Origin of the sequence: Streptomyces roseolus (assembly GCF_014649855.1) — a bacterium.
GTDB lineage: Bacteria > Actinomycetota > Actinomycetes > Streptomycetales > Streptomycetaceae > Streptomyces > Streptomyces roseolus.
In genome coordinates this window covers 107,643-129,838 of the sequence record NZ_BMTV01000022.1, presented here as the reverse complement: position 1 = coordinate 129,838, position 22,196 = coordinate 107,643, and the positions used below count along the sequence as shown (strand labels likewise).

The 22,196-nt window shown below is 65.6% G+C and carries 28 protein-coding genes; 5 read left to right on the top strand and 23 right to left on the bottom strand.

All coding sequences use genetic code 11. The features are described 5' to 3' along the window. Positions 1 to 3: 3 nt before the first annotated feature. The 13 genes from IE245_RS25310 to IE245_RS25250 all read right to left on the bottom strand — a co-directional run bounded on the left by IE245_RS25310 (position 4) and on the right by IE245_RS25250 (position 9,597). On the bottom strand, positions 4 to 420 hold the full coding sequence (locus IE245_RS25310; RefSeq protein ID WP_189951470.1) for a hypothetical protein: 417 nt from the start codon (positions 418 to 420) through the stop codon (positions 4 to 6). A gap of 55 nt (positions 421 to 475) precedes the next feature. Next, a complete protein-coding gene (locus tag IE245_RS25305; RefSeq protein WP_189951468.1) occupies positions 476 to 826 on the bottom strand; it encodes a hypothetical protein in 351 nt (116 codons plus the stop codon). Between the two features lie 29 nt (positions 827 to 855). Next, positions 856 to 1,302, bottom strand: a complete 447-nt coding sequence (locus IE245_RS25300; RefSeq protein WP_189951466.1) for a hypothetical protein — start codon at positions 1,300 to 1,302, stop codon at positions 856 to 858. Positions 1,303 to 1,308: 6 nt separating this feature from the next. After that, complete coding sequence (locus IE245_RS25295; protein ID WP_189951464.1) at positions 1,309 to 1,938, bottom strand: hypothetical protein; 630 nt, start codon at positions 1,936 to 1,938, stop codon at positions 1,309 to 1,311. A 3-nt stretch (positions 1,939 to 1,941) separates the two neighbouring features. Beyond that, a complete protein-coding gene (locus IE245_RS25290) occupies positions 1,942 to 2,193 on the bottom strand; it encodes a hypothetical protein (RefSeq protein ID WP_189951462.1) in 252 nt (83 codons plus the stop codon). A 71-nt stretch (positions 2,194 to 2,264) separates the two neighbouring features. Continuing rightward, a complete protein-coding gene (locus tag IE245_RS25285) occupies positions 2,265 to 4,562 on the bottom strand; it encodes a phage major capsid protein (protein ID WP_229851490.1) in 2,298 nt (765 codons plus the stop codon). Positions 4,563 to 4,599: 37 nt separating this feature from the next. Next, positions 4,600 to 4,767, bottom strand: coding sequence for a hypothetical protein (locus IE245_RS25280; RefSeq protein WP_189951460.1), 168 nt, complete (start codon positions 4,765 to 4,767; stop codon positions 4,600 to 4,602). Continuing rightward, positions 4,739 to 6,289: a phage portal protein gene (locus IE245_RS25275; RefSeq protein WP_189951458.1), complete on the bottom strand. Its 1,551-nt coding sequence runs from the start codon at positions 6,287 to 6,289 to the stop codon at positions 4,739 to 4,741. Before IE245_RS25275 ends, IE245_RS25280 begins: the two co-directional genes overlap by 29 nt. Further along, the gene (locus IE245_RS25270) at positions 6,282 to 6,440 is read right to left on the bottom strand and encodes a hypothetical protein (protein ID WP_189951456.1); all 159 of its coding nucleotides are present in this window, start codon (positions 6,438 to 6,440) and stop codon (positions 6,282 to 6,284) included. The genes IE245_RS25275 and IE245_RS25270 overlap by 8 nt, the downstream gene beginning before the upstream one ends. Beyond that, positions 6,437 to 7,804, bottom strand: a complete 1,368-nt coding sequence (locus IE245_RS25265) for a terminase large subunit domain-containing protein (RefSeq protein ID WP_189951454.1) — start codon at positions 7,802 to 7,804, stop codon at positions 6,437 to 6,439. Before IE245_RS25265 ends, IE245_RS25270 begins: the two co-directional genes overlap by 4 nt. A 133-nt stretch (positions 7,805 to 7,937) precedes the next feature. Continuing rightward, complete coding sequence (locus IE245_RS25260) at positions 7,938 to 8,261, bottom strand: hypothetical protein (RefSeq protein ID WP_189951452.1); 324 nt, start codon at positions 8,259 to 8,261, stop codon at positions 7,938 to 7,940. Between the two features lie 6 nt (positions 8,262 to 8,267). Beyond that, positions 8,268 to 9,089 carry a hypothetical protein gene (locus tag IE245_RS25255; RefSeq protein WP_189951449.1) on the bottom strand — a complete coding sequence of 274 codons (822 nt, stop codon included), beginning with the start codon at positions 9,087 to 9,089 and terminating at the stop codon, positions 8,268 to 8,270. A 7-nt stretch (positions 9,090 to 9,096) separates the two neighbouring features. Beyond that, the gene (locus tag IE245_RS25250) at positions 9,097 to 9,597 is read right to left on the bottom strand and encodes a hypothetical protein (protein WP_189951447.1); all 501 of its coding nucleotides are present in this window, start codon (positions 9,595 to 9,597) and stop codon (positions 9,097 to 9,099) included. Between the two features lie 441 nt (positions 9,598 to 10,038). Here IE245_RS25250 and IE245_RS25245 point away from each other — a divergent pair, with 441 nt between their 5' ends. Both IE245_RS25245 and IE245_RS25240 read left to right on the top strand, forming a co-directional pair. Then, the gene (locus IE245_RS25245; protein ID WP_189951446.1) at positions 10,039 to 10,428 is read left to right on the top strand and encodes a hypothetical protein; all 390 of its coding nucleotides are present in this window, start codon (positions 10,039 to 10,041) and stop codon (positions 10,426 to 10,428) included. A gap of 166 nt (positions 10,429 to 10,594) precedes the next feature. Then, on the top strand, positions 10,595 to 11,569 hold the full coding sequence (locus IE245_RS25240) for a DUF6602 domain-containing protein (RefSeq protein WP_189951444.1): 975 nt from the start codon (positions 10,595 to 10,597) through the stop codon (positions 11,567 to 11,569). Positions 11,570 to 11,575: 6 nt separating this feature from the next. Here the strand turns inward: IE245_RS25240 and IE245_RS25235 are convergent, their stop codons facing one another. From IE245_RS25235 to IE245_RS25205, 7 genes are read right to left on the bottom strand one after another with little or no spacing between them, the layout of a single operon-like run. Next, positions 11,576 to 11,848: a phage fiber-tail adaptor protein gene (locus IE245_RS25235; RefSeq protein WP_189951442.1), complete on the bottom strand. Its 273-nt coding sequence runs from the start codon at positions 11,846 to 11,848 to the stop codon at positions 11,576 to 11,578. Beyond that, a complete protein-coding gene (locus IE245_RS25230; protein WP_189951440.1) occupies positions 11,845 to 14,139 on the bottom strand; it encodes a glycine-rich domain-containing protein in 2,295 nt (764 codons plus the stop codon). The genes IE245_RS25235 and IE245_RS25230 overlap by 4 nt, the downstream gene beginning before the upstream one ends. A gap of 12 nt (positions 14,140 to 14,151) precedes the next feature. Beyond that, positions 14,152 to 14,916 (bottom strand): hypothetical protein, encoded by a 765-nt coding sequence (locus IE245_RS25225; RefSeq protein ID WP_189951438.1) that lies wholly within the window; start codon positions 14,914 to 14,916, stop codon positions 14,152 to 14,154. Between the two features lie 16 nt (positions 14,917 to 14,932). Further along, positions 14,933 to 15,421, bottom strand: a complete 489-nt coding sequence (locus IE245_RS25220; RefSeq protein ID WP_189951436.1) for a hypothetical protein — start codon at positions 15,419 to 15,421, stop codon at positions 14,933 to 14,935. Position 15,422: 1 nt separating this feature from the next. Then, entirely contained in the window at positions 15,423 to 15,764 is a 342-nt protein-coding gene (locus tag IE245_RS25215) for a hypothetical protein (protein ID WP_189951434.1), read from the bottom strand. An 8-nt stretch (positions 15,765 to 15,772) separates the two neighbouring features. Beyond that, positions 15,773 to 17,257, bottom strand: a complete 1,485-nt coding sequence (locus tag IE245_RS25210) for a hypothetical protein (RefSeq protein WP_189951432.1) — start codon at positions 17,255 to 17,257, stop codon at positions 15,773 to 15,775. A gap of 10 nt (positions 17,258 to 17,267) precedes the next feature. After that, positions 17,268 to 18,170 (bottom strand): hypothetical protein, encoded by a 903-nt coding sequence (locus IE245_RS25205; RefSeq protein ID WP_189951431.1) that lies wholly within the window; start codon positions 18,168 to 18,170, stop codon positions 17,268 to 17,270. A gap of 92 nt (positions 18,171 to 18,262) precedes the next feature. Between IE245_RS25205 and IE245_RS25200 the strand changes: the two genes are divergently transcribed. Beyond that, complete coding sequence (locus IE245_RS25200) at positions 18,263 to 18,439, top strand: hypothetical protein (protein ID WP_189951429.1); 177 nt, start codon at positions 18,263 to 18,265, stop codon at positions 18,437 to 18,439. Between the two features lie 48 nt (positions 18,440 to 18,487). Here the strand turns inward: IE245_RS25200 and IE245_RS25195 are convergent, their stop codons facing one another. The 3 genes from IE245_RS25195 to IE245_RS37780 all read right to left on the bottom strand — a co-directional run bounded on the left by IE245_RS25195 (position 18,488) and on the right by IE245_RS37780 (position 20,994). Then, positions 18,488 to 18,901: a hypothetical protein gene (locus IE245_RS25195; RefSeq protein ID WP_189951427.1), complete on the bottom strand. Its 414-nt coding sequence runs from the start codon at positions 18,899 to 18,901 to the stop codon at positions 18,488 to 18,490. 12 nt (positions 18,902 to 18,913) lie between these two features. Continuing rightward, on the bottom strand, positions 18,914 to 19,189 hold the full coding sequence (locus IE245_RS25190; RefSeq protein ID WP_189951425.1) for a phage fiber-tail adaptor protein: 276 nt from the start codon (positions 19,187 to 19,189) through the stop codon (positions 18,914 to 18,916). Between the two features lie 1,526 nt (positions 19,190 to 20,715). Continuing rightward, entirely contained in the window at positions 20,716 to 20,994 is a 279-nt protein-coding gene (locus tag IE245_RS37780) for an HNH endonuclease (RefSeq protein WP_189951424.1), read from the bottom strand. 418 nt (positions 20,995 to 21,412) lie between these two features. On the opposite strand from IE245_RS37780, the gene IE245_RS25180 reads away from it, so the two are divergent. After that, positions 21,413 to 21,703, top strand: a complete 291-nt coding sequence (locus IE245_RS25180; protein WP_189951422.1) for a hypothetical protein — start codon at positions 21,413 to 21,415, stop codon at positions 21,701 to 21,703. Positions 21,704 to 21,921: 218 nt separating this feature from the next. After that, complete coding sequence (locus tag IE245_RS25175) at positions 21,922 to 22,176, top strand: hypothetical protein (RefSeq protein ID WP_189951420.1); 255 nt, start codon at positions 21,922 to 21,924, stop codon at positions 22,174 to 22,176. The last annotated feature ends 20 nt before the right edge of the window (positions 22,177 to 22,196 follow it).

The following is a 22,196-nucleotide window of genomic DNA, read 5'->3' as shown; positions in this document are numbered from 1 at the left end:
AGGTCACGCCGTCGCGCGGGTGAAGGTTCCTCGCTGGACGTTGAAGGTGACCTCGGTCTCGGAGAGGTCGCCCACGTCGCCGGAGAGCGGCTGGTACTCCAGCAGGATGCAGGTGCCGGTGTAGCGGGGGTTCGACGCGGAAACGGCGGCCGAGGTGGGCCGGATTTCGACGGTGAACTCGTTCTCGTTGTTCCACAGCGGGAAGAGAACGGAGTCGACGGACGAAGCCGCGAAGTCCTGCTGGAAGGTGACGGTGAAGGAGTTGTCCTGGAGGCCGTGAACACGCTCACGACCGGAGCCGGAGAAGTTGGTCGTTTCGACCTCGTCCTTGCTCATGTTGATTTCGCACGAAGAGACGTGGTCGGAGAAGTTAGTTCCGTTCACCACCACGTAGCAATCGCGCAGCACAAGCTTGGCCATTGGCTAAGCGCCTTTCACTATTCTGTTGTTATTGAGTTGTTTAAGCGCTTAGCGCTCAGCCCATCCGGACGATGGCGACGGTGATGCCGGCATCCTGTGCGGAGGTCTTGAGGACGCAGCGGCCGACGCCGGCCTCCGCGTCGTCGGCGTACTCCTTGCGGAGCGGGATCCAGAGTTCTCCGGTGGTGATCGGGAGAGCGATCACCTTGTCCGGGTGCGCGTCGCCGGTAGCGAGAGTGAGGTGGTCCATTTCCACGGTTACGTTGCAGGCCGTGGCGCTGGTGTTCTTGTAGACCGCGAAAGTGTTGGTTCCGTCACCCACTTCCGCGTAGTCAACTGCGGCGGCCGCAACGAAGGTCGGCTTCGTACCGGCAGCCACGATGTTCTGAGTAGTCAGAGAAGCCATCTCGGCTTTACCTTTCTTGTGGCACGCCGCTAAAAGGCATGCACCTGGAGTTGCAGTGCGGCTCCGACGTGTTCAATCCGCACCATGCTGTAGCTGCCGTGGTATTCGGCTACGCCGGTGACCATGACATCGACATCGCCCAGACCGACATCGGGCTTCTGCCAGATGGCCTGCCGTACGCTGAGCGGGCCGGCCTTGTCGATGAACTTGTCCAGCTCCTGCTGTCCGCTGTCCTCGTGGGTACGGGCGCAGAGAACGAGGAGCTGGAAGCTCCATTTCTCCGTTCCCCGCGCCATGGTCATGGTGAAATCTCCGGCTTTGTTGTCGCGGCCACCGCCACCCGGCATCACCATCGCGCACGGCAGATCCACTGTCCCTTGCACATACGGGTATGCGTAGATCTCACCTCCATTACCCGTGACGTAGTCGCGGATCGTGTCGGCGATAGCAGTTCGTATCTGTTCGAGAGTGGACATGCGGGGTTATCCGATCAGGAGCCGGGTCTTGGAATAGGGGGCGAGCTTGCTGACCGCCAGCTTGTTCTGCCGGACGCGCACGACACCGAATTCATCCAGGCCCAGAACACCGAAAGGGGCGTCCTTGAGCTTCCAGGTTTCGGCGGCCATGATTCGGCAGGCGGCTCGCACAGGAGCGGGGACCTCTGCCCAGCCCCACTGAGCCGTGACCTGGAGGGTGCGGGACCGGCCGTTGGAGGTGGCGGGGAAGCGCAGCCCGCCGAGCAGCCGGATCCGGTAGAAGGGCCAGCCGGTCATGCCGTCGACGATCCCGTTGGCCGGCGACAGCTCGTAGTCCGAGGCCGTCAGCGTGGTGGCGTACGTGCCGGTGCCGCTGCTGTCGATCTTCACCACCAGGCCGGTGGTGGTGTGGAAGTCGTCGACGTAGCTCCAGTCGCACCCGTCGGGCTCGTACTCGCGCGCCGTCGCCGTCTCCGTCCGGTTGAACTGCCGGGCGCAGATGCTGTCGATCTCCCGGCTCGCGGACAGCAGGGCTTCGCGGAAATTGTCGTCCTGGCCGGTCAGGTTCGCGTTGGCCTGGCCGACCATGTAGGACTTGAACTCCGCGAGCTGCACGTACGGATCGCCGAGGGCCATCGGTTACGTCCCCTCGGCCTTGACCCTGGTCGGCGCCGCTGCCACCTTCTTGGCCGGGAGCTGAGGCTTGGCCGGCGCCTCCGGCTTGGCCGGGGGAACGTGCTCGAACACCGGGGCGAGCTCGGTGAAAAGGTGGGGGTAGGCGACCAGCAGCGGGTGCCCTTCGCGCGCGGTGCAACCTCGCTCGACGACGAGCGGCTTGCCCTCCCACTCCACCGAGAATGACTCCACGGCCTTGAAGATCTTTCCAGCCATGTCGTCCCTCCTTTCGTGTTGAGGAGGGGCGGGCCCCCGTGAAGGGGCCCGCCCCTGGCGGGCTTGCGCCCTTACTGGGTGCCGTCGAGGACTCGGAAGGCGTTGTCGACGAGAACCTTCGAGTTGTTCCACCACACGGCGAGCAGCCCGCGCTGACCCGTGGGTCGGCGGTTGGAGCCGAGGATGTGCGGGACGAGCTCGACGTTCATGCCGATCCGGTCGATGATCAGGAACTGGCGGAAGTCGCCGTAGAGCAGGAAGCGGTCGGCCGCCGCGTGCGTCGCGGACATGGCCGAGGCCTCGTAGGCCGGCCGGCCGAGCAGCTCCGGCGGCATGCCGTTGCCGATCCGCTCCCACAGCGCGTGGCTGTCGGAGGTGCCGAACTGGCGGATCTTGTTGTAGATCGTGTGGTTCGCCATGTAGACGGCGTTGGCGCGGAAGCGCGGCGGGAGGGCCTGCTCCAGCGAGTAGACGTCGCCGACGACGAAGGCGCCGGTGGTGGCCACGGAGACGTTCGAGCTGGTGGCCAGGGTGGCGATGATGCCGTTCGCGTTCGGGGCGACACCGTCACCGGTGAAGAAGGAGTCGGACTCCTCCTCTTCCTTGGCGTCGGCGAGGATCGAGGTGACCTCGGACCGCATCTGGCTCCAGTCCTGCTCGACCTCCATCGAGTAGGTCACGAAGCCGGTGACGCGCTCCGCCTTGACGGTGGGCTGCGCCAGGGTCGGGTCCGTGGCCGCGACCTCGGAGGCCTCCGCCGAACGCGACACCGTCACGCCGGCGCTGGTCACGCCCTGCCACTCCTTGCCGACGATCTGGACCTGGCGCGCGACCGAGCGCAGCGGGTTGATGCGGCCGTCGTTGGTCAGGATCACGGTCGGGTCGAGCTGGAAGGGAACGGCGTAGCCGCCGGTCGAGCCGGAGCCGACGGCCAGGGCGGCGCGCTCCTCGGAGGAGAGGCCGTTGGTGTGGAGCTGCGATGCGACCTTGCCGAAGGCACGCTCGTAGACCGGGGAGCCGGTGGCCAGCATGCGGCGGGCCAGGTCGCCGTGCTTGTTGTCCACGTTTTCGAGCAGGTGGGCGGCACGGTCCTGGGCGGCCTCGCGGTTCTCGACGCCCGGGAAGCGGCTGATCTCGATGGCGCGCATCGCGTTGTCGCGGAACAGCGAGCCCATCTCGTCGACCGAGCGGGCCTTGGTGCGGATCGCCGACAGGTCGTAGATGTTGGTGTCGCGGCGGTGGAAGGCCGGCGACGAGCTGAAGCGGCGCTCCGGGGTGACGCGGACGTCGGGCTCGTCGTGGGTGGACTCGTTCTCGGCCAGCTCGTGGAGGCGGGCGAGGCGGGCCTCCGCTGCCGTGATGGCGCGGCCGTGCTCGTCGAACTCGCGGGACAGGTTGTCCCACTCGGACCGGATGTCGACGGGCAGCTCGGCGCCGGAGTACTCGGTGTCGATGTCGGAGAGGCGCTGCCGGATCTCATCCCGGCGAGCCCGACGCTCCTCGATGGTCATGACGTCCATGGGGACACTTGCCTTTCGATATTCAGTTTTGTGTTCAGTTGTTGCGGGCTTTCTTTGCCCGCTTTCGTGTCCCTCAGGAGTGGTGCCCTTAGGGGCGGCGACACCTTCGGGTGCTGCCCGCTCTTCGTCGGTCTCCTCTTCCGGGACCACCGACTCGTCGGGAAGTTCTTCGGCGCGGAATTCCTCTACGCGCCATTCGTCGGAGCTGGTCCGAACGCATTCCTGGATGAACGCTTCGCGGTCCTCGTCGGTGAGGTCTGCGGAGCGGACGCCGACCGAGGTCTGGCTGTAGGCCGGGGTGGAGACGGGGCCGGCCTCGAAGAGCTTGACCTCCTGGATCTCCCGGGTCAGGGGGCCTCGGTCGCCGGCGTCGTAGAGAAGCTCGTACAGCTCCTGGTCGCGCACGACGTTGCCCGCGTTGTCCGTCCACCGGTCGCGGGTGACGGCGAACTTGAAGCTCATGCCGCGTACGGCTTGGGCCTCGATCGCCTGCCGTACCGGTTCGACGACGGGGTTGTTGAAGAGGCGCCCCTCCACCTTGAGACCGCGCTCGTCCTCGACGAGGGAGGTGTAGACGCCGATCGGGGTGGAGCCGACGCGCGTGTCGCGGCCGTGGTCCCACTGCATGATCGGGGTGCGCTCGCGCAGGGTCTTCCGGAAGGCGCCGGGCGCGATCGTCTCGGAGAACTTTCCTTCCCACGAGTTGATTTCGGTCGCGGTGTTGAAAACAGCGGCATACCCGGAGAGAGACCTGCCGTCGCCGTGCTCTTCAGGTCCTGCTCTCTCTTCGCTCTGATCACGGGGCGCGAACATGAAGTCGACGTCCCGCACGCAGAGATGCTTCTGCATCTCCTTCTCCCTATTCAGTTGTTTTGCGGTGGTGCGGTTACTTCGTCGGCTTCTTGGCCGGGGCCTTCTTGGCGGGGGCCTTCTTCGCCGGGGGTGCGCCCTTGGCCGGCGGCTTCTCCTCGCCCGGCTTCGGCTTCTGGCTCGGGGGCGGCTTCTTGGCCGCCTTCTTCTTCGGGTCAGGCTTCTTCGGAGGCGTCGTCGCCATCGCGGGATCCCTTCGGTTGTGCCGGGGGCTTGGCGCCCGGCCTCTGCTGTCCGATCGCCGGGCGGCCGGCCGCGCCGGGGCCGGTGGCGGGCTGGAGCTTCCCGGCCTTCGCGCCCGGGGCTGCCGGCTGCTGCTTGACCGGCTTCCCGTTCTGGTCCACGACCTTGGTCGGCGGGCCGTCGGGCATCGGCGGCTGGAGCTGGACGCTGAACAGGCCGGTGTGCTTGAGCTTCCGCCAGTCACCGGTGCAGCCGCTCTCCATGAGGGCTTCGATGGCCGAGTCCTGGGTCCAGCCCTGCATGACCAGGCCTTGGAGGATGTCCGCCTCCTGGGCGAGCACCTTGGCCTTCTCCGCGATGTCGTCGCGGAGGAAGGAGATGTGGCGGTCGTCGTAGTGCAGCCGGGCCCCTTCCGGGACCCTGACCAGCGGGCGGTACGCCTGGCAGATCGACTCCCACAGGGGGCGCATCTCGCCGTCCGCCCAGGAGTCCTTGGCGGCCTTGAAGTTGCCGGCGTTCAGGGAGGAGCCCTGCATCCCCTCGGACAGGCCGACGATGACGGGGTGGACGCGGGCCGCTGCCGCGATCCTGGTCTCGCCGGCGCCCTGGGTGGCCTTGAAGTCGAGCTGCCGCAGGTCGTACATCAGGGGCGTGATGTCGGCGCCGCCGCCGACGAAGAGCGGCTTGTAGGCGTTGTCGGCGCCCTGGTGCGACTCCCGCATCGTGCGAATGAACTGTTTGAACTGGTCGTTGGTGACCGTTTCCTTGAAGCTCATCGCGAAGCTGGGGGTGGCCGCGTTCTCGAAGAACTTCCCCTTGTGCTTCGTCGCCGCCTTGTCCGACATGATCTCCCGGATGACCGGGGTCAGCCACGACATCCCCTTGTACTGCGCCTCGGGGTCGGGGGTGGGCGCCCAGTGGGCGAACCGGCTGCTGCCGACCTCGTAGAGCTTCCACCGGCTGGGATCCGGGTGGCCGCCTGGCATGTAGATCCAGCCGGCGATGTCGGACTGCACGGCCTCGTCGGGCGGGGCCGTGAGGATCGTGCGCACCCAGTTCGGCCGCAGGATCCGGAGCCGGCTCACGGGGACCGCGCCCCTGGCGCTCGTCTCGCGGACGACGTAGTGGTTCCCGGCGAGGTCGGCCTGCTGGATGGCGCGGTTCAGGAGCCCGATGGTGGAGCCGCCGACCGGCCACGGCTCCTCGAAGATTCCCAGCTCCTTGGTGCCGAAGAGGTCACCGGGCCGGCCGGCCTGCATCTTCTGCCACTGGAACCGGGCCTGCGAGAAGAGCCGCATGCGGGCGACCATGCAGGCGAAGACGATCCCGTCGGCCTTGAAGGCATGCTGCACATAGCCCTCGAAGTCGTGCTCGATAGCCTCGTAATTCTCTCCGGCGCCCCCACCCTGGGAAACGGGGTATTCCAGCCCCTGATACTTGACGACCTGCTGATAGAGGTCGTCAAGAGTCAGCCGCTCCTCCTCGGACTTTCCCTTGAAGAGCGAGGACCAGATCTTAGCCATCGTCGTCCTCCCTCCTGTCGGTGAACAGCGTCGTCACGAGCAAGGCAGCGCCGCCGCCGATCAGACCGTATGGACCGAAGAGCCAGGAGAAACCGGCGGTGAGCAGCAGGATGGACATAAGAATGGCGCACAGCGCCTCGCGGGTCGTCATATGTCGTCCAATCCGGCATAGAAGAATGGCGTGGCAGCTTTAGGCTTTTCGAAGAGGATTTTCCGGTAGCCCCAAGCGGCCAGGGTCGCCGCCACCAGCGGTGTGATATCCGATGCCGACGTCTTCTTGTCCCAGGCCCATTTGTCGGCGAGCATGCGCTTGTCTGCGCCGGCTACCGCCGAATTCAGGGTGGGCTGTCCGATGTGGACGATGTCCGCGACCTCGCCCCTGCGCGGCTGGACCCCCGAGTAGAACTGCCCGCACCCCTGGGCGTACTCGGCCGTGGTCGGCGAGATCACGGTGACGCCCTGGTGCTCCAGTTGGTCGATGAGGGAGCCGGCCTGGGAGACCTTGTCGATGACGACGGCGTCCGGCTTGGCCTGGTCCCAGATCTCCTTGACCCGCCTGACCACCCAGTCGACGCCCGGCCGGTGGTCGACGCTCAGCTCGCCGGACGTGATCTCGACGTGCAAGCAGTGCCCGTTGGATCCGCAGACCGCCACCGCCGAGAACTCGCGGTTGGGGCTGACGTCCACGGCGAGCACCTTGATGCTGCCGGCCTCGACCTCGGAGTTCTCGTCGAGCCGGGCCCGCCAGGCCTTCTCGTCGATGACCGACCACTGGTCGCCCTGGACGGGCCAGCGCCCGACCGACAGGCGCTCGACCTTGAAGGCCTCCCCGGTGGGGTCGGCTCGCCGCTCGTTGTCGACGGTCTCGTACGAGATGCGGATGCCGTAGCCGGGGTTGGTCTTGGCCCACACCTCTTCGTCGTCGAGGGAGTCGTGCTCGTCGCAGCCGGGCAGGCAGAAGTCGTTGCAGACCTCGGCGGACCACTCGGCGAAGAACAGGTAGGGGTCGAGGTCGCCGGATTCGAGGGCCTTGAGCGCCCGCTGGCGGACCATGCCGAACTCGTGCGCGTCCTCCAGGCCGGCGGAGCCGGTGAAGAAGAGCTGCGGGTTCGGCTGGGCGGACAGGGTGGGCCGCAGGGCCATCATCGAGTCGTTGTCCAGGAACATCGCCTCGTCCAGGACGACGAGCTGGGGGCTGAAGCCACGGCCGAGCTTCTTGGTGCGCGTCTTGAACAGGAGCCGCGCGCCGTTCTTCAGCTCGATGCGCTCCTTGCCGTTCGCCTCGTAGGCGCCCTTGAGCTGCTTGTTCAGGACCGGGGTGTCCTGGATCAGGGCGGCGACGCGCCTGAAGTGCTCGCCCGAGGTGGCGAAGTCCTGGGCGGAGTGAATGATCGTTTTTTCGCTGAAGCGGGGAAGGAAGAGGCCCGCGAGTTCGCGGGCCTCCAGAATGCTTCCCTTTCCGTTCTGCCGGGCTACTACGAGCCCGACGTCCCGGGCCGCCCACATTCGTTCCATTTTCTTCGTGAATGGATTGACGAATGTGTCGGCTCGCTGCGCACACGCGTTGATCAGGAACCACTGCTGCCACGGATCCAGCTCCAAGCCGGCCATGGCAGCGAGCTCGATGGCATCGCGCCCCAGGCTGAAATCAACGGCCGCCGGTGGAAGGTGGGAAATCCGGGGGTGCTGATGACCAATCAGCCTCCCTCGCGATGAGGCGGTCAAATTCGTCCACCTCCCCATCCGGATCCGATATAGCGGCAATGTCCTCGATCAGCTTCTGGAGCCTCAGGACAAGCGCGGAAAGCTCACCGGTGCGCATCTGCGTCATGTAGCAGGTCTTGCACCGATTGCCTTCCAATTCGTGTGCGACGAAATCCCTCATCGCAATGAGGGACTCGCGGTAGTCACCCCTCTTGACGACCTCTTCGAGGTTCGGCCGAGGGGCGAAGAACTCCATCTCGTCGGACATCGCTCATCACCTCAGCGGGGCAGGGAAGGACGTCGGGTCCCCCCTGTCCTGGCGGTGGAGGAGGTAGACCACCGAGCAGAGCTGGGCGGTCGAGCCGACGTCGGCGATGTCCACGCTCAGGTAGTTGTCGGCGTCCGGGAGCTGGTCGGCGCGGACGGTGAAAACGATGAGCTGCTGGGACTCGGCCGAGGCGCCGGCGCCGCCCGGGTCCGTGATCGTCGCCGCAGCAGGCTGCGTCACCCGCGTCCAGATCTCGTCGCCGTCGAGAGTCGCTTCCGACTTCACGTAGTACTCGGTGATGACCGGCAGGTTCGTGGAGACGCCGCCGGTGCTCGCGGTGTGCGACTTCAGGGTGATCACCGGGTCCTCTTTGGAGCCCTGTACCGTGGTGTTGACCGTCACCGTGCCGCCCGTCAGCCCCGTCGGTGTGACTGTCACCTGCGGGACGTTCACGCCCTGGTACTGACCGCCGAACGTCAGGGTGATGGTGCCGGGGAGCGGCCCGCCGCTGACCGTGACGTCGCCGGGGGCGATGTTCGACAGGCCCTCCAGCGCCGTCTGCACCGTCGCTGCTGCGGCGTTGTGCGCGACGCTGCCGGTGGTCTGCCCGTCGAAGGTGATGGTGATGGTGCCGGCCGTGGCGCTGCCGAGGTTGATGGTCTGCTGCTCGTTGACGTCGGCGGCGCCGGCGCCCTTGAGGATGAGCACGTCGACGCTCCTGATGAGCGCCATGCTGATCCGCTTGCCCGTCGAACCGGCCGTGGCGAGGTTGACCGGCGCCTGGCCGATGGAGATGTCGTAATCTCCCAGGCTGCTGGTGGAGGACATGATCGCCTTACCTCAGCGGGGCCGGGAAGGACGTCGGCTCACCCTTGTCGTGCTTGTGGATGATGTAGAACGCGCCGCCGAGCTGCGCTGCGGCGCCCGGGTCGGCGATGTCGACGCTCAGGTAGTTGTCCGTCTGCGGAAGCTGGTCCGCGCGCACGTTGATGACGATGATCTGCTCGTTGTCGGCCACGCCGGTCACCGTCGCTGCCGCCGCCTGCGTCACCCGCGTCCAGGTCTCGTCGCCGTCGAGGGTCGCCTCGCTCTTGTGGTGGTACTCGGTGATGACGGCGAGGTTCGAGGTGGTGCCGCCGGTGCTCGCGGTGTGCGACTTCAGGGTGATCACCGGGTTCTGGCCCGCCGTGCCCGCTGCCTTGAGCAGGACGATGTCGACGCTCTTGACGTTGGTCATGTTGAGGCGATGGCCCGTGTTGTTGCCGGCCGCGAGGTCCACGGGGGTAAGGGCCGACGAGATGTCGTAGTCAGGGCCGAGGCCGTTGCTAGAGGCCATTGTCCAACCTTTCAAGTTGCTTTGCCTCCAAAGGCGTTGATACGCCAGGGTGTGGAAGCGGTGGCTGCTGGGAAGCAGGCCGAAGCCAAGCGGCGGGCAGGGAACCGAAGTTGCGGGCGATGCGTTTCAGGCAGCAACAGGCGAGCCTGCGTGACCGGTCCAGGGGGGCAGATGAGCAGTGGGACATCTGGGGCGGGCGAGTCGCCAGGGAACGGGCGAGACTGGGGCAAGATCGCGGCTATCGCCACTGCCGTGGGAACCCTGTTGGCAGGGATCGCTGCTCTGGTTTCGATCTTTGCGTACGGGCTTTCGTCGCCGTCGCGAGGAGCAGGGCCCACCCAGGTCGCCCCTCCGGCTGGGGAATCGCCCACACAGACCCCAGAGGGGGCGACGACCCTCAGTCCGTCGGAGAGTGCTGCTCCGGCGTCGGAATCTTCGTCCTTGCCAGCTACGCCTTCGAAAGCCGCCAAGCCGCCGGCGGCCCGCTCGACGCAGTTCGATCTCGTAGAGGACTACGGCTTCAACCTGGACGACAACCCTGTGCGACCACGTGAGCTGGACCCAAAAGGGCAAGGGCTGGAAGTCTGGTGGGACGACTTCTATAACAGCGTGATGACAGGTAGGGGTGCCAGGCTGATCGAGGACGAGTCGGATTCTCTGGCGGAATGCAAGAATGCGACCCGATACACGTCAAAGCTCAACCAGTACGAGCTTCTCAAGGGTGACAAGATCTGCGTGATCTCCGAGACGGGAACAGTGGGCCTGATGGAGATCACGGAGGCGGGAAGTGAGTACTTCGGAGTCAGGCTCACCGTGTGGCCAGCACAGTAGGTTCTGAGTATGATCAACCCCAGCCCGCGCCGATATGGCGTGCGTGGGTGAGGCCCGGCGCCCGTGGGTATCCCCCGGGGGCAGTACCGCCGGGCCGCCTTTTTCATGGGGGCGGCTGGAGCCATGCCTGGGGCTCCCAAGAGTCCAGCAGACGCCAGGGGGGCTCGTGAGCACTCACGACCTAGAAGACTTCTTCGAGCAGACCGCAGCTCGTTTGGCCTCCGAGTACCAGCGCATCCGCAAGCGAAATGACGACCACGGCACGTCTGGGGACGAAGGCGAGGCTAACTGGGCTCGCATAGTGCTGGAACAATGGCTTCCGGAGGGCTACCACGTCGTAACTAAGGGAAGAATTCTCAGTGCCAGGCACCGGGGGGTGGATCCGAATGGCGCGCCTGAGATCAGTCCCCAGATCGACGTGTTGATCCTCTCGCCGTTCTACCCGAAATTCCTGGTGGACAACGAGGTGAAGACCTATCTCGCTGACGGAGTGGTAGCGGCCTTTGAGTGCAAGAACACGTTGAAGGCCAAGCATTTGGCTGAAGCTGCACGCACTGCCGCCATCGTGCGAAAGATCACGGCACCGAGGCGGGGGACTCCTTATAGGGAACTGTTTGGCACGCCGATCTATGGTGTTCTAGCCCACTCTCACGAGTGGAAAGGGGAAAACTCCGACCCGATTCGCAACGTAGATAATGCCCTGCATAAGGGGATTCAGGAGCTGAGTCACCCAAGGGAGATGCTGGACATGGTGTGCGTTGCTGACCTCGCCACCTGGTATCCTGTGAAAATGCCGTGGGTTAGCCGGCAGGTGCGCTCAGGTGACTGGAGCATTATCAAGAAGGCCATGTCGATGCCTGACTCCTATGCCATGACGCATATGATCCGGGATGACAGAACGGCGCCTTTGTTGAGTTTCATGACGAGCCTCATGCGTCGGCTGGCGTGGGAGGAACCTCGGCTACTGCCCATTGCCGGATATTTCCACGAGGTGGCACCGTTTGGAGGTACCGGCCCAGGGAGGTTGTGGGGAGAAGAGATTTATAGTGAGAAAGTACGGAAGGTAGTTACGCGCCCCGGCTGGGATGCCGAGGAAAGGCGCTGGAAGACTGGTGACGAATGGGCCAGGTTCATGGCCTAGAACTTGCTACCGGTCCGTCACGCGGATCGCGATCGTTCGCTCGTCGGTCCGCCCCTGGTTGGTCGTGATCCGGCAGGCGACCTTGTAGGTGGCGCCAAGGGTGCCGCCACTGAGCCAACACGTCACCTTCGTAGTGGTGTTGGACTGGCTGTCCTTCGTCAGGCCCGAGTCGACCGTGACCACAGGGGTGCCGGATATCGACTCGCCGGCTGCGAGCCAGTTGGACCAGTCGAACATCCAGTCGAGTACAGCCTGGGGGTCCTTTTCCCACGTCCTCACGAAAGCCGCACCTCCAGTACGCGCTCGTCTTCCTGCACGGCCAGCACGCGCGTCTCGCGCATGATGAGCAGTTCTTCGGCCTTTTCCATTCGGAGCGTTCGCCGTTCGACGAAGACCCGGAGAATGCGTTCTTCGTTCACGAAGTACGTCCTGTGTCTCGGTGTCGGAGAGTCGTTGGCCACCGACGGCCCGTACGCCGTCGCCGTGACGATGACCGGCCCGGCGTCGAGGTCCACCCGGTTGCCCTGCGGGCTCGCACCGAAGCCCTGGAGGGAGGCGAGAGCCGACCGTGCCACCGCCTCGACGCGCACCATGGCGCCGAAGGCAAGGGCAGAAACCTCCACCGCGTCGGCGGCGGCCTGGAGCACCGCGAGGGCGTTCTGGGGCGCGGCTTCGGCGAGCACCGTCCCCGCACTCGACCTGATGACGATCAGCGGAGGGTTCGCCGACACCAGGGCGCCGGAGGAGTCGGCCGGAGCTCCGGTGACCGGCGCTGTCGAGACCGACGCATCCTGGGCGGCCACCGAAGCGGAGACCGAATCGCGAGGCGACGTGACGACCGCCAGGCCGTCGCCGGCCGCCACCGAAGCGGCGGCCAAGCCGGCTGGGGCATTCCTCTCGGCGGCCGAGGAGACCGTGGCGTTCTCGGCCGTGGCAGAGACCGCAAGGGTGCCCGCCAGGACCTGAAGGCCGACGGCCGGCGCCTCGGCTACGGTCGCGGCAGCGGTCGAGGAGGGACAGCTCGCCGGGTCAGCCACGGGAGCGGTCGAAGCCACCGAGGCAGCGGCATGCCCGGCGGTCGCCAGGACGGTGCCGGTGGTCGTGGTGCCGTACGCCGTCGCCGCCGCCGAGCACTCGCCGGAGGTCGAGGAGACCGCCGGCGAGGCGGCGAGAGCAGAGGCCGCAGCCCCTGCGGCCCCTGCCGGAGCGCTGGTGGAGCCCACCGACGCTACCGAGGCCGCGTACGCAGACCCGGCGGCCGTCGGGTTGCCCGCGAGGGCCTGCACGGACCCTGCCGGGTTCCCCGAAGCCGCCGACGCGGTCGCGAGACCGGCCGGAGCATTCGTGGAGCCCGCGACGGAGACCGTGGCGTCGTGCGCGGACGCTGTGGCGCTCGCGGAAGGGGAGAGGGTGCCCAGCGTGGCCGAACCGGCGTGGGCGCTCGCGGTGACCGGCGCCTGCTGCGCCAGGCCGAGGGAGTCGTCGAGGTCGGCTGCGGCGGCGTTCGCTGCTGCCGCCGCCGGCACCACGCCGGCGCCGACGGTGATCACCGGGATGGGAGCAGCGGTGACGGTCGAAGCCGTCACGCTGCCCGGTAGGGCCGCCAGCGCAGGACCCGTTGCGCTGGCGGAGACAGCGGCCGAGGCATGCCCGGCGGAAGGCCGCACGCTGGGGACGGCGGTGACCGTGGCATCACTGGTTGTGACCACCGCGGTGGTCGGGCCGGCCGAAGACCTGATCGCGACCACCGACTGGTACGAGGTCGCGGTACCGGTCGGAGAAGAGGGCTTCGGGCCCGCGCCGCCCGTCGCGGCGTAGCCGGTGCCGGTGCCGGTGACCGTCCCCGCGTTGGCCGAGGTGCCGGACGCGGCGGTATAGGTGATCTCGATCTTGCCCTGCGCGCCGGTGCCGCCGAGACGGTCGGTCGCGTTGGGGGCGTAGCCGCCGGAGCCGCCACCGCCGTAGTTCGAGCCTGCCGTACCTGCGGCGCCGCCGCTCGTGGTGGGGCCGTTGGCGCCGTTACCGCCACCGAGGGAAGCGCCCGTACCGCCCGTACCGGCAGAGGCGTTGCCACCGACCGCCGTCGTACCCGCGCCGCCACCGCCGGCGCCACCTCGACCACCGGCGAGACCGTTGTTGTGCGAGCCTGCCGTTCCAGATCCACCGGCGCGCACCGTGGTGCCGAAGCAGCCCGTGCTGCTTCCCGTGCCACCTGCGCCGTTTGCCGTACCAGCCGAAGCGAGGGCGCCACCGTTACCGCCGACCGCGACAACTCCGCCAGAGCCGTTTACGGAGAACCAGGTGGTGTCGCCCTTGTTCGCCGTCGCAGAGCTGGTGGTGGTCGGCACTCGGGTGGTGGCGACGTAGAGGTTGTAGGTGTTGCCCGGAGTTACCGAGAAGGTGAGGGTTTCGGCGTAGCACCCACCGGCACCGCCGCCGCCCGCACTGACGTTGCCGGTAGCCGAACCGCCGGCACCGCCACCGCCCCAGCATCGGACTGCGATCGTGGTGACTCCGGCCGGCGCCTGCCAGGTGCCGGCGCCCGTGGTGGTGATGACGTCGGTAGGCACCGACCCACCCCCTTACCCGATCACCTGCGCCCTGGGCTTCACCTGCGGGGTCGGCTTGTTCGCCGTCACCGGATTGGAGATCGCCGCCGTCGGTGACGCGCTCAGGTCGGCGTCGGCGGCCCGGAGGGCGATCGTGCGCTCGACGGAGGCGGTGATGACGTCGTTGGCGTTGAAGGAGGTGCCGCTGTACGTGCCCGGCGCCACCTGGACGACGCCGTCGGTCACCAGGCGCCCGCCGTAGGCGGTGCTCGCGCCCCGGTTGCCGAACTGGAGGCGCGTGGTCAGGCTCGTCGTGAACGACGGCTCGGTGGACACGTCGGCGCCGGTCTGCTCGCGCGATGCGCGGAAGTGCAGCAGGAGGCACGTCGCCGTCGTGGTGATGGACGGCGTGCTGACCGTGTCCGTGCCGGTGGTGGACGAATTCTCCTGGTCGTTGATCGGGTTGGCGGTGTCCACACCCCGGAAGGTGGCGATTGCGCCGCACATCGGAGCAGCGTTGCTGTTGTCGTCCGTGAAGGTGTAGTTGGTCCCCTCGGAACCGCCCGCCACCCGGTAGTAGGCGTTCGTCACGAACGACACCGTCGGGTGGACATAGTTGTGGATCAGGGTCCAGCCGGCAGGCGCGGTGATGATCGCGTTGGCGGTGATGATGAACGCGATCATCACGTCGCCGGAAGCGGTCCCCGTGGGCTTCGCGATGTTGCACGTGGACGTGTTGTTCGACGAGGCCGGGTAGGAGGTGGGGGCTTTGGTGCCCGCGATGTACGAGATGGCCACCTCGACCCCCTACTCCTCAGACCGTGATCCTGAAAAGGCCGTTGGCGTGCCACACGATGGTGAAGGTGCCGGTGGTCACCGACTGCGCACCGCCGAAGTAGTGGTAGCTGATGCCCTGGTCGGCGACCGTGCCCGCCGTGATGCTGTCGTCGTAGACGAGGCAGCCGTACGCGTTCGTGATGGTCACGGTGTTCGCGTGCGTGGTGTCGGCCGCGTCGAACATCACGACGCCGGATCCCTGGTCGGTGACCGCCTTCGAGGAGAGCGCGATGCCGGCGACCGGCCAGTCGTCCGAACCATCGGTGTCGTTGAGGGCGTTGGTGTTCGCCCAGGTGCCGGTGTTGTAGCCGGTGGAGCCGACGGCGGCGTCCTTGTCCGGGGTGATCGAGTTGTTGTAGAGGGCGGCCTTGACCGTGTCGCTGTCGAGGCCCGTGTACCCGGTGCCGCTCGCCTCCTGGGTCATCTTGGCCCACTCGACGAACATGGCGCTTCCAGACCATGCCATGTCAGTTCACTCCGCTTCGTGAGTTCGCGCACGGTGCGAGCACCGCCACGTCGTTGCCGTCGTCGCGAGTCGTCTCGACTCGCATGATCGGGCGCTGTTCGCCGTCGAGGGTGACGGCTTCCTTTCCTACGTAGTCCTCGCGCTCGACGGCCTCGACCTTGCATCGAGTCCCGGCGGGAACGAACGGGGCGGTCAGCCCCTTCAGCCCCCGGCACGTGTGGAAACGCGTGTGGGGCTTGGTCTCGTACGTCACGTCGGTCTGGGTGCAGTTCGGGCACTCCCAGCGCTGCTCCGCCGTGAGGATCGGAACCTTCCTGTTGAGGAGGTTCTTGATGAAGTTCATGCGGGTCCTTAGTTGTGGCAGGCGACCGAGGCGTGGCCGGCTGTCGGCCGTACACCAGGCACCTTCGTGACGGTCGGGGCGTTCGCGGCGACCGAAACCGCCGCATGCCCGGCGTTCGGCTGGATGCCGCCACCGGTGGTGACCGTGGCCGCGTTCGTGGCGACCGTGACGGACGCCAGGCCGGCAGAGGCGTCGACGTTCGTGACGTCCGGGACCTCGACCTGCACCTCGGCCAGCTCGGCGTTGACGAAGAGCGTGCTCAGCGAATCGATCACCGCGTCCTCGGCGGAACCACCGACGTCGATGGACTCGGACACGCCCAGGGCGCCGTTCTCCATCGCGATGGCGCTAGCGGCGCCCGAAGCGCTCGCGGCGCCGGCGGAGAACGTCGTGGTGACCGACGCACCGAAGGCCTCCACCAGGACGTCCGGGGAGGGCGCCTCCGGGGCCGTCGTGGCGCTGATGAGGACCACGGGCAGCGACAGCTCGACCACCAGGGGCACGAACCGGACGTTGCGGCGTCCGAGGTACCAGCCGTCCTGCGTCATGACGAACCAGCGCTCGCCACGGTCGACGTTCACCACGTTCTCGGCGAACCGACGGGTCTCGCCGACGATCTCGACGATCGGAGGCAGCGAGATCTCCAGCGGGCCGCGAGGGGGAGTCCGCCCGGCTATGTCGACCGCGATCGGGACCTCGACCGACAGCGGTCCCTCGTAGAAGCCGTGGAAAGCCTCGCCCTCCATCGTCGGCATCGGCAGATCCGCGTCCAGCGTCGCCGGGTACGCCACCGAGCCCGACATGCTCACCGAGGAGATAGCCGGAAGGTCGACGTCCACGGTGCCGGAGGTGCCGCCGGCCTTGATGGCCATCGTGACGGTGACGTTGTGGGTCTCCGTCGTCGAGGCGGTGATCGCGAGGCCAGCCTTGCTGCCCCCGCTCGCGTAGTCGCTGGTGGCCATGTACAGGCCGCCGGAGTAGGCGAAGGCGTTCCCGGAGGCCGCCACCCCGCTATCCGACAGCTCGGTGACACCGGAAGCCGTGTACGTGATCGGCGTACCCGAGCTGGCACGCCGCGCCGCCCGGAAGTAGACCAGCCGGCCCTGCGTTCCGCCGGACACGGCCTCCGTATCCATCGGCTCGGAACTGTTGAAGGAGGCGGACAGCACAGGCGTGATGTCGATCGGGGTGGTGTTGTCCACCCCGCGCCAGGCGGTCGCCTGGCACAGCAGCGTGGCCGAGCTGGGCACCGTGAAGGTGTAGCTCGACCCCTCCGAGCCGCTGGCCACCTTCCGGAAGACGTGCACCCTGAAGGTCTCGATGCCGTAGTCGCCGATCTCGGTCCAGCCGGCCGGCGGGGTCACGGCCTGATAGTTCGAGGTGACGAACGCGGTGAGGAGGTCGCCGGAGGCCGTACCCGTCGGCTTCGTCACCACCACCGAAGTGCTGCTCGCGCTCGACCCGACCTGCGTGTTGACATGGGAGACAGCCACCGTTCCCCCTTCAATCCGTGGCGCCGAGCCTCGGCTTCACAGTCCGGTCCTCGCGTTCCGGAGTGATCGTGCGAATCCCGAAGAACCGCGTCTCGCCGACCACGTCCACCACCGGCACCGCGATCACGTTCAGGGAGCCCTGAGCCGCCGACGCGCCCGCCAACGACACCGTCACGGCCACCGGGACATCGAGGCTGCCCGACGGGGGAGACGCGATGCCGGCGGCGGTCATCGTCGGCAGGAACAGAGAAGCCGCCAGGATGCCGCTGTAGCTCAGCGCGCCCGACGCCGTCATCGTGGGCAGCGGGAGCGAGCCCGAGAGCGTGCCGGAGGACGCGGCGCCCTCCTGGTTGTCCAGGATGCCGATCCAGGCCATCGCCGACTCCCAGGCCGCGCCACGCGAGACCTGCCGGGACGTCGAGCCCGTACCGATCGTGCCGTTCGAGTCCCAGATCGCCGGCTCGACGTTGGTGTTCGGCTGCCGGTCCCGCAGGGACACCTCGTTCGAGGCGATGGCGTAGCTGGTCGACGCCGACGAATACGCCGCCGCGACCACCCGCCAGTTCGTCGCCGACGGGTTCGACACCGACGCCGTGTTCAGCGTCGTCGCCGAGCCGGTGCTCGACTCCCCGTCGACCGCCAGGCCGGCGACCCCGCGATACGCACAGACGACGGACGCCCGGTCCGGGGTTGAGCCTCCCGTGAAAGAGCCGCTCCAGGAAGACGGCTCGGAAGAGCCGGCCGTGCGGGTCATCACGTGGATGAAGCCGTTGGCCCCGCCGTAGACGTGCCCCACGGTCGTCCAGCCCGACGGGTTGGTCACCGTGCGGTCGCCGCCGCCGCTGTCGAAGGTGTCGGCCGCGAAGATGGCCACCAGGAAGTCGCCCGACGCGACGCCGGCCGGCTTGTTCAAGGTGAAGGAGCTGCCGGAGGTCGAGGCGGAATCCCAGGACGCGACCCCGACGAAGGAGATAGCCACCGGTACCTCCTCTAGACTCCCAGCCCATGCGAATAGTCATGTACCGCGTTGGCGAGCACCGCACGGCCTACCACTGGGACGGCACGTGCCCGAGACTCACCGGGAAGCTCGACACCGTGACGGACTGGGGAGCCGTGCCGGAGGAGAAGGCACAGACCGACCTGGAGCTCAAGGCCTGCAAGCTGTGCGCGGAAGGAACCTGACGGCACCGTCGCCCCCAGGGGCCGTACGGTCGGCGTAGGCCTTCCGCCCTACGAGGTCGGCATCGTGATCGTGCCCGAGGTGATCGTGACGTTCACGCCCGAGGTGATGCTCGTGGTGTTCAGGTTGATCTGCTGCCCCGACGTGCCCACCGAGCCGTCCAGGACGGTGACCGTGGCACCGCCGTTGGACTCCATGCGGAACCAGCCGGCCGTACCCGTCGCTGCCGCCGCCACCGTCAGCGGGACACCGTTCAGCGTGATGGTGCCGCTGGCGGCAGCACCGAAGGCCGGGTCGGACAGTGTGAACGTCGCCAGGAGCGTTCCGGACGCTGCCGTGTCGGCGGTCGCGGGCTGCGAGCCCGTGTAGATCTTGATGGTCCCTGCGCCGGTACCAGCGTTCACGGCGTCGTCAACCGCGTTCGCGAGGCTATTCGCGAGAGAAGCGGAGAGCCGAACTGCCATCGTGGGTCCTTTCTACCGCTCGGTGACGCGGATCGTTATAGAGCGGTCGTCGGTGCGACCGGCCGAAGAAGTAATGCGGTTGGTGACCTGGTAGACCTGACCGGCAGTGCCACCGGAAAGCCACACCGTCGCTGTCTTCGTCGTGTTCGACTCGGAATCGACAGTGATGCCGACAGAGACAATGAATTCCGAAGTGACGATGGTCTCGCCCTCGTCCAGGTACTCATTCCAGTCCCAGACCCAGTCGAGTACGGCATCGGGGTCTTTCTTATGGTCCGAGACAGCCATTGAATATCCCTTGCGTATTCATATTGCAATCCCGGCGGAAAGGGCTGGAATTGCAATTCATATCGACGGTGCGCGATTCGACCAGGGCGATGCGAGAGGGCCCCATAAGCATCCGTTGACTTCTCGAATGCAAATCACGAGAGGTACCCCGCGGGGGTAATAGGGCCATGATTGGTGCTGGCTGCGCCTCGTCGACCGGCCCGGCAGAGGTCGAGCCGATATCGTCGCCTATCAAGCCTCTGACCTGCGAAAATGCAAGATCCCTGCGGAAATTTCTCATCGGGGAGAGAAAGCGGTCGAGAGGCGGGGTCGACCGGCTAAATTCAATTCCCGTTGCATATACCCCCCCTACCCCATTGCGTCGCCATTCGCTATAGCAATGTGTCGGGCGTGAAAGGGTCCCGTATCCTGCGGGCGTCGCTGTGTCCCTTGCCATTTTCGGGACGTCGCCGCTGACGGCGCGTTAGCGTTCCCGGTGTTTTAGCAGGTCAGGTGGGGTGTGTGCCGGCGTCGAGGGGCAATGAGGTTTTGGTTTGCCGAATGAGCCTGTTTCGATTTTCTCGGAATGGGTCCCATATGACTGTGAATTGCGTTTGCCCTTCAAGTGGGATGTCTTTGCACTGTCCTGTATAGGGTCCCATATTCGGCCTTGCCGACTGGTGCCCTGTCGGGGCTACCTGCACCTATCACCCATTCCCATTCGGGTCCCATATCCGCCTATTCCATTCACTGGGGGATAGGGTGACGTGTGTTCGTAATGGGTTGCTTTGTTCGATGTTTCGATTTACGGAATGAGCTTAATAGCTTATTCGTAATCGGGTTCATGGCATTGGAAAGCGAAAGCGATAGCGGGCCATCCGACGGCATGTTGTGCGCCTGGTTCATGCGCGCATGGGTTGGGGCCTGGAGGTGGAGTGCGGCTCCGCAATCCTGGTTCACTCTCGTGTCGGCATGGGGTGTTGGGTAGCAACTAGAGGTGTGCATGATCAATGTGATGACAGTGCTACCTAGATCACTGTGAACTTGCGTTCAAAGTCAAGGTGAGAGTTGCGTTCTCTGTGTGAGAGTGAGGCAGGCGAGTAGAGGCATGGATGCCAACGGGATATCGGCACTGCCTAGCTCACCATGAACCACATGTGCAGGGTCGACGCATGAGGCATTGGGATAGGCGATTGCGAGTGTGCATGCCTTATGTGCAGTGCAACCTAGCTCACCATGCATGCATGATCGATATATAGGATGTTCGCTGTATCGAGTTGACAATAGGCATTGCATGCATGGTGTGTATGTGGTGCGTGATGTGTGCTGTGTAGTGCTGTGCACTGTGGTGTACATGCAGTGCATGCATGGTTGGTAGTGCATATGTGGTGCATGGTAGTGCAGCAGTCTGGATGCATGCTGTGTGCAATTTGGGTGCTACTGCGGCGCACTGTACGGATGACTGATAGGCGGTGCTGCCTCAGTGCTCCGAGTAGGGGCCTATCTACGAGAGCGGGTAGTAGTAAGGCCGGCTCTTACCCGTGGGCCTACCAGACACGAGACTGACGGGGCTTTTCGTGTTGGTAGCTGGGTTTAGCACCCTTGCGTGAGTTGCACGTCCGGTGTGCTGGGGCAAGGTTGCCGGGGTCCTCCGCTAGGTGGGGGGCGACGGTGAGGGGTACCCGGTGATCTAGCGTCCAGGCCATGCGGTCATTCCACGGCAGGGACGCGTCTATCAGGCGCCCGCATATATGGCATATGGGCGGTAGCTCTTTCCTTGCCCATGCCACTAGTCGCCGCCACTGTCGGCCATCTCTACCTTTCATATAGTCACCCCCAATGACAAGGTCACATATCGATATGACCTTGCATATTCATATCAAAGAATCATGGTCTTCCTGCCCCATATATATTGCAATATGGGGGGTGTGGTGCGACTATAGAAGTACAAGGAAATAGGGAGTGCGGGAGCGAAGGTCATTCACCCGATACGCGGATTCCGCCCCTAGATTCCATGATCTTTCTTAAGTCAATAGTTGATCTACCGACATAGCTGATAGCGCGCGTCTCGTACGTGCGTTGTCAAGATTGCCGGTAGTCGCGACGCAGACACAGCCGTAACCAGGGCTTGAAAGATACCGGGGCGCATTCGATCACCCGGCGGTAATCAGTCCGAAGAGCCCGCGCCTGAAACAGAACGTCGTGCTACAACAACCATCCCGCTCAATCGTGAAGGTCTGAATCATGAGAGTCATTTCCGGCGCCGTCACTCACAATGTGACCCAGTCTCGCCGACACAATCACAACACCCCGCATTGGCTGAAAGCCGTATACGCCGTCATCGTCGGCATCGTCGTGATCGTTGCGCTGTCCCTGATGTTCGCGCCGTCCGGCGGCACGCTTCCCGCTTGTGAGTGGGAGGACGGTTCGGGGAATCCCGGGGCCCCGTGTCTCTGGGATTCCGACTCCAGTGGTGACCGTCAGGGCCGTGACGTACTCCACTACAACGGCCAGGTGTTCGTAGAGGCCAAGTGATCACCATGCGACGGATTCAGATCCGCAAGTCCACCCGTAAGCCCAATGAACCACAGCCGATTGACACTCGTACCCCGAGTGGTCGACGACTCCCGTACTGAGGTGACGTCATGAGCGCAACCGTCAAGGCAGCACGCAACCGGCTCAACAGGTGGGCGTCTCAGCGTGAATACGCCAACGGCCACGGATCCACTGGGAAGTGATCGGCAATGTCATGCATGCTCGACAGGTGGCATGACGCGTATCACGCGGAAGCCCCGGACTACGCCAACTGTCCCTATTGCCAGGATGAGTTGGCACTCACGGCCCCGACTCTTCCGCTCCCTCAAGTCGAAATCGACATGGAAGCGGAAAGGGGGGTGTGGCTCGAAACGACATACGACCCCGACGTCGATCTCTCTTGGAAGATCGAAGAGCTCGGGTTCGATCCGGACGCCAACCCCATTGATCGCATTGAAGAGCTGGAGCTTTGAGCCTAGCCGCTGACTCCCGT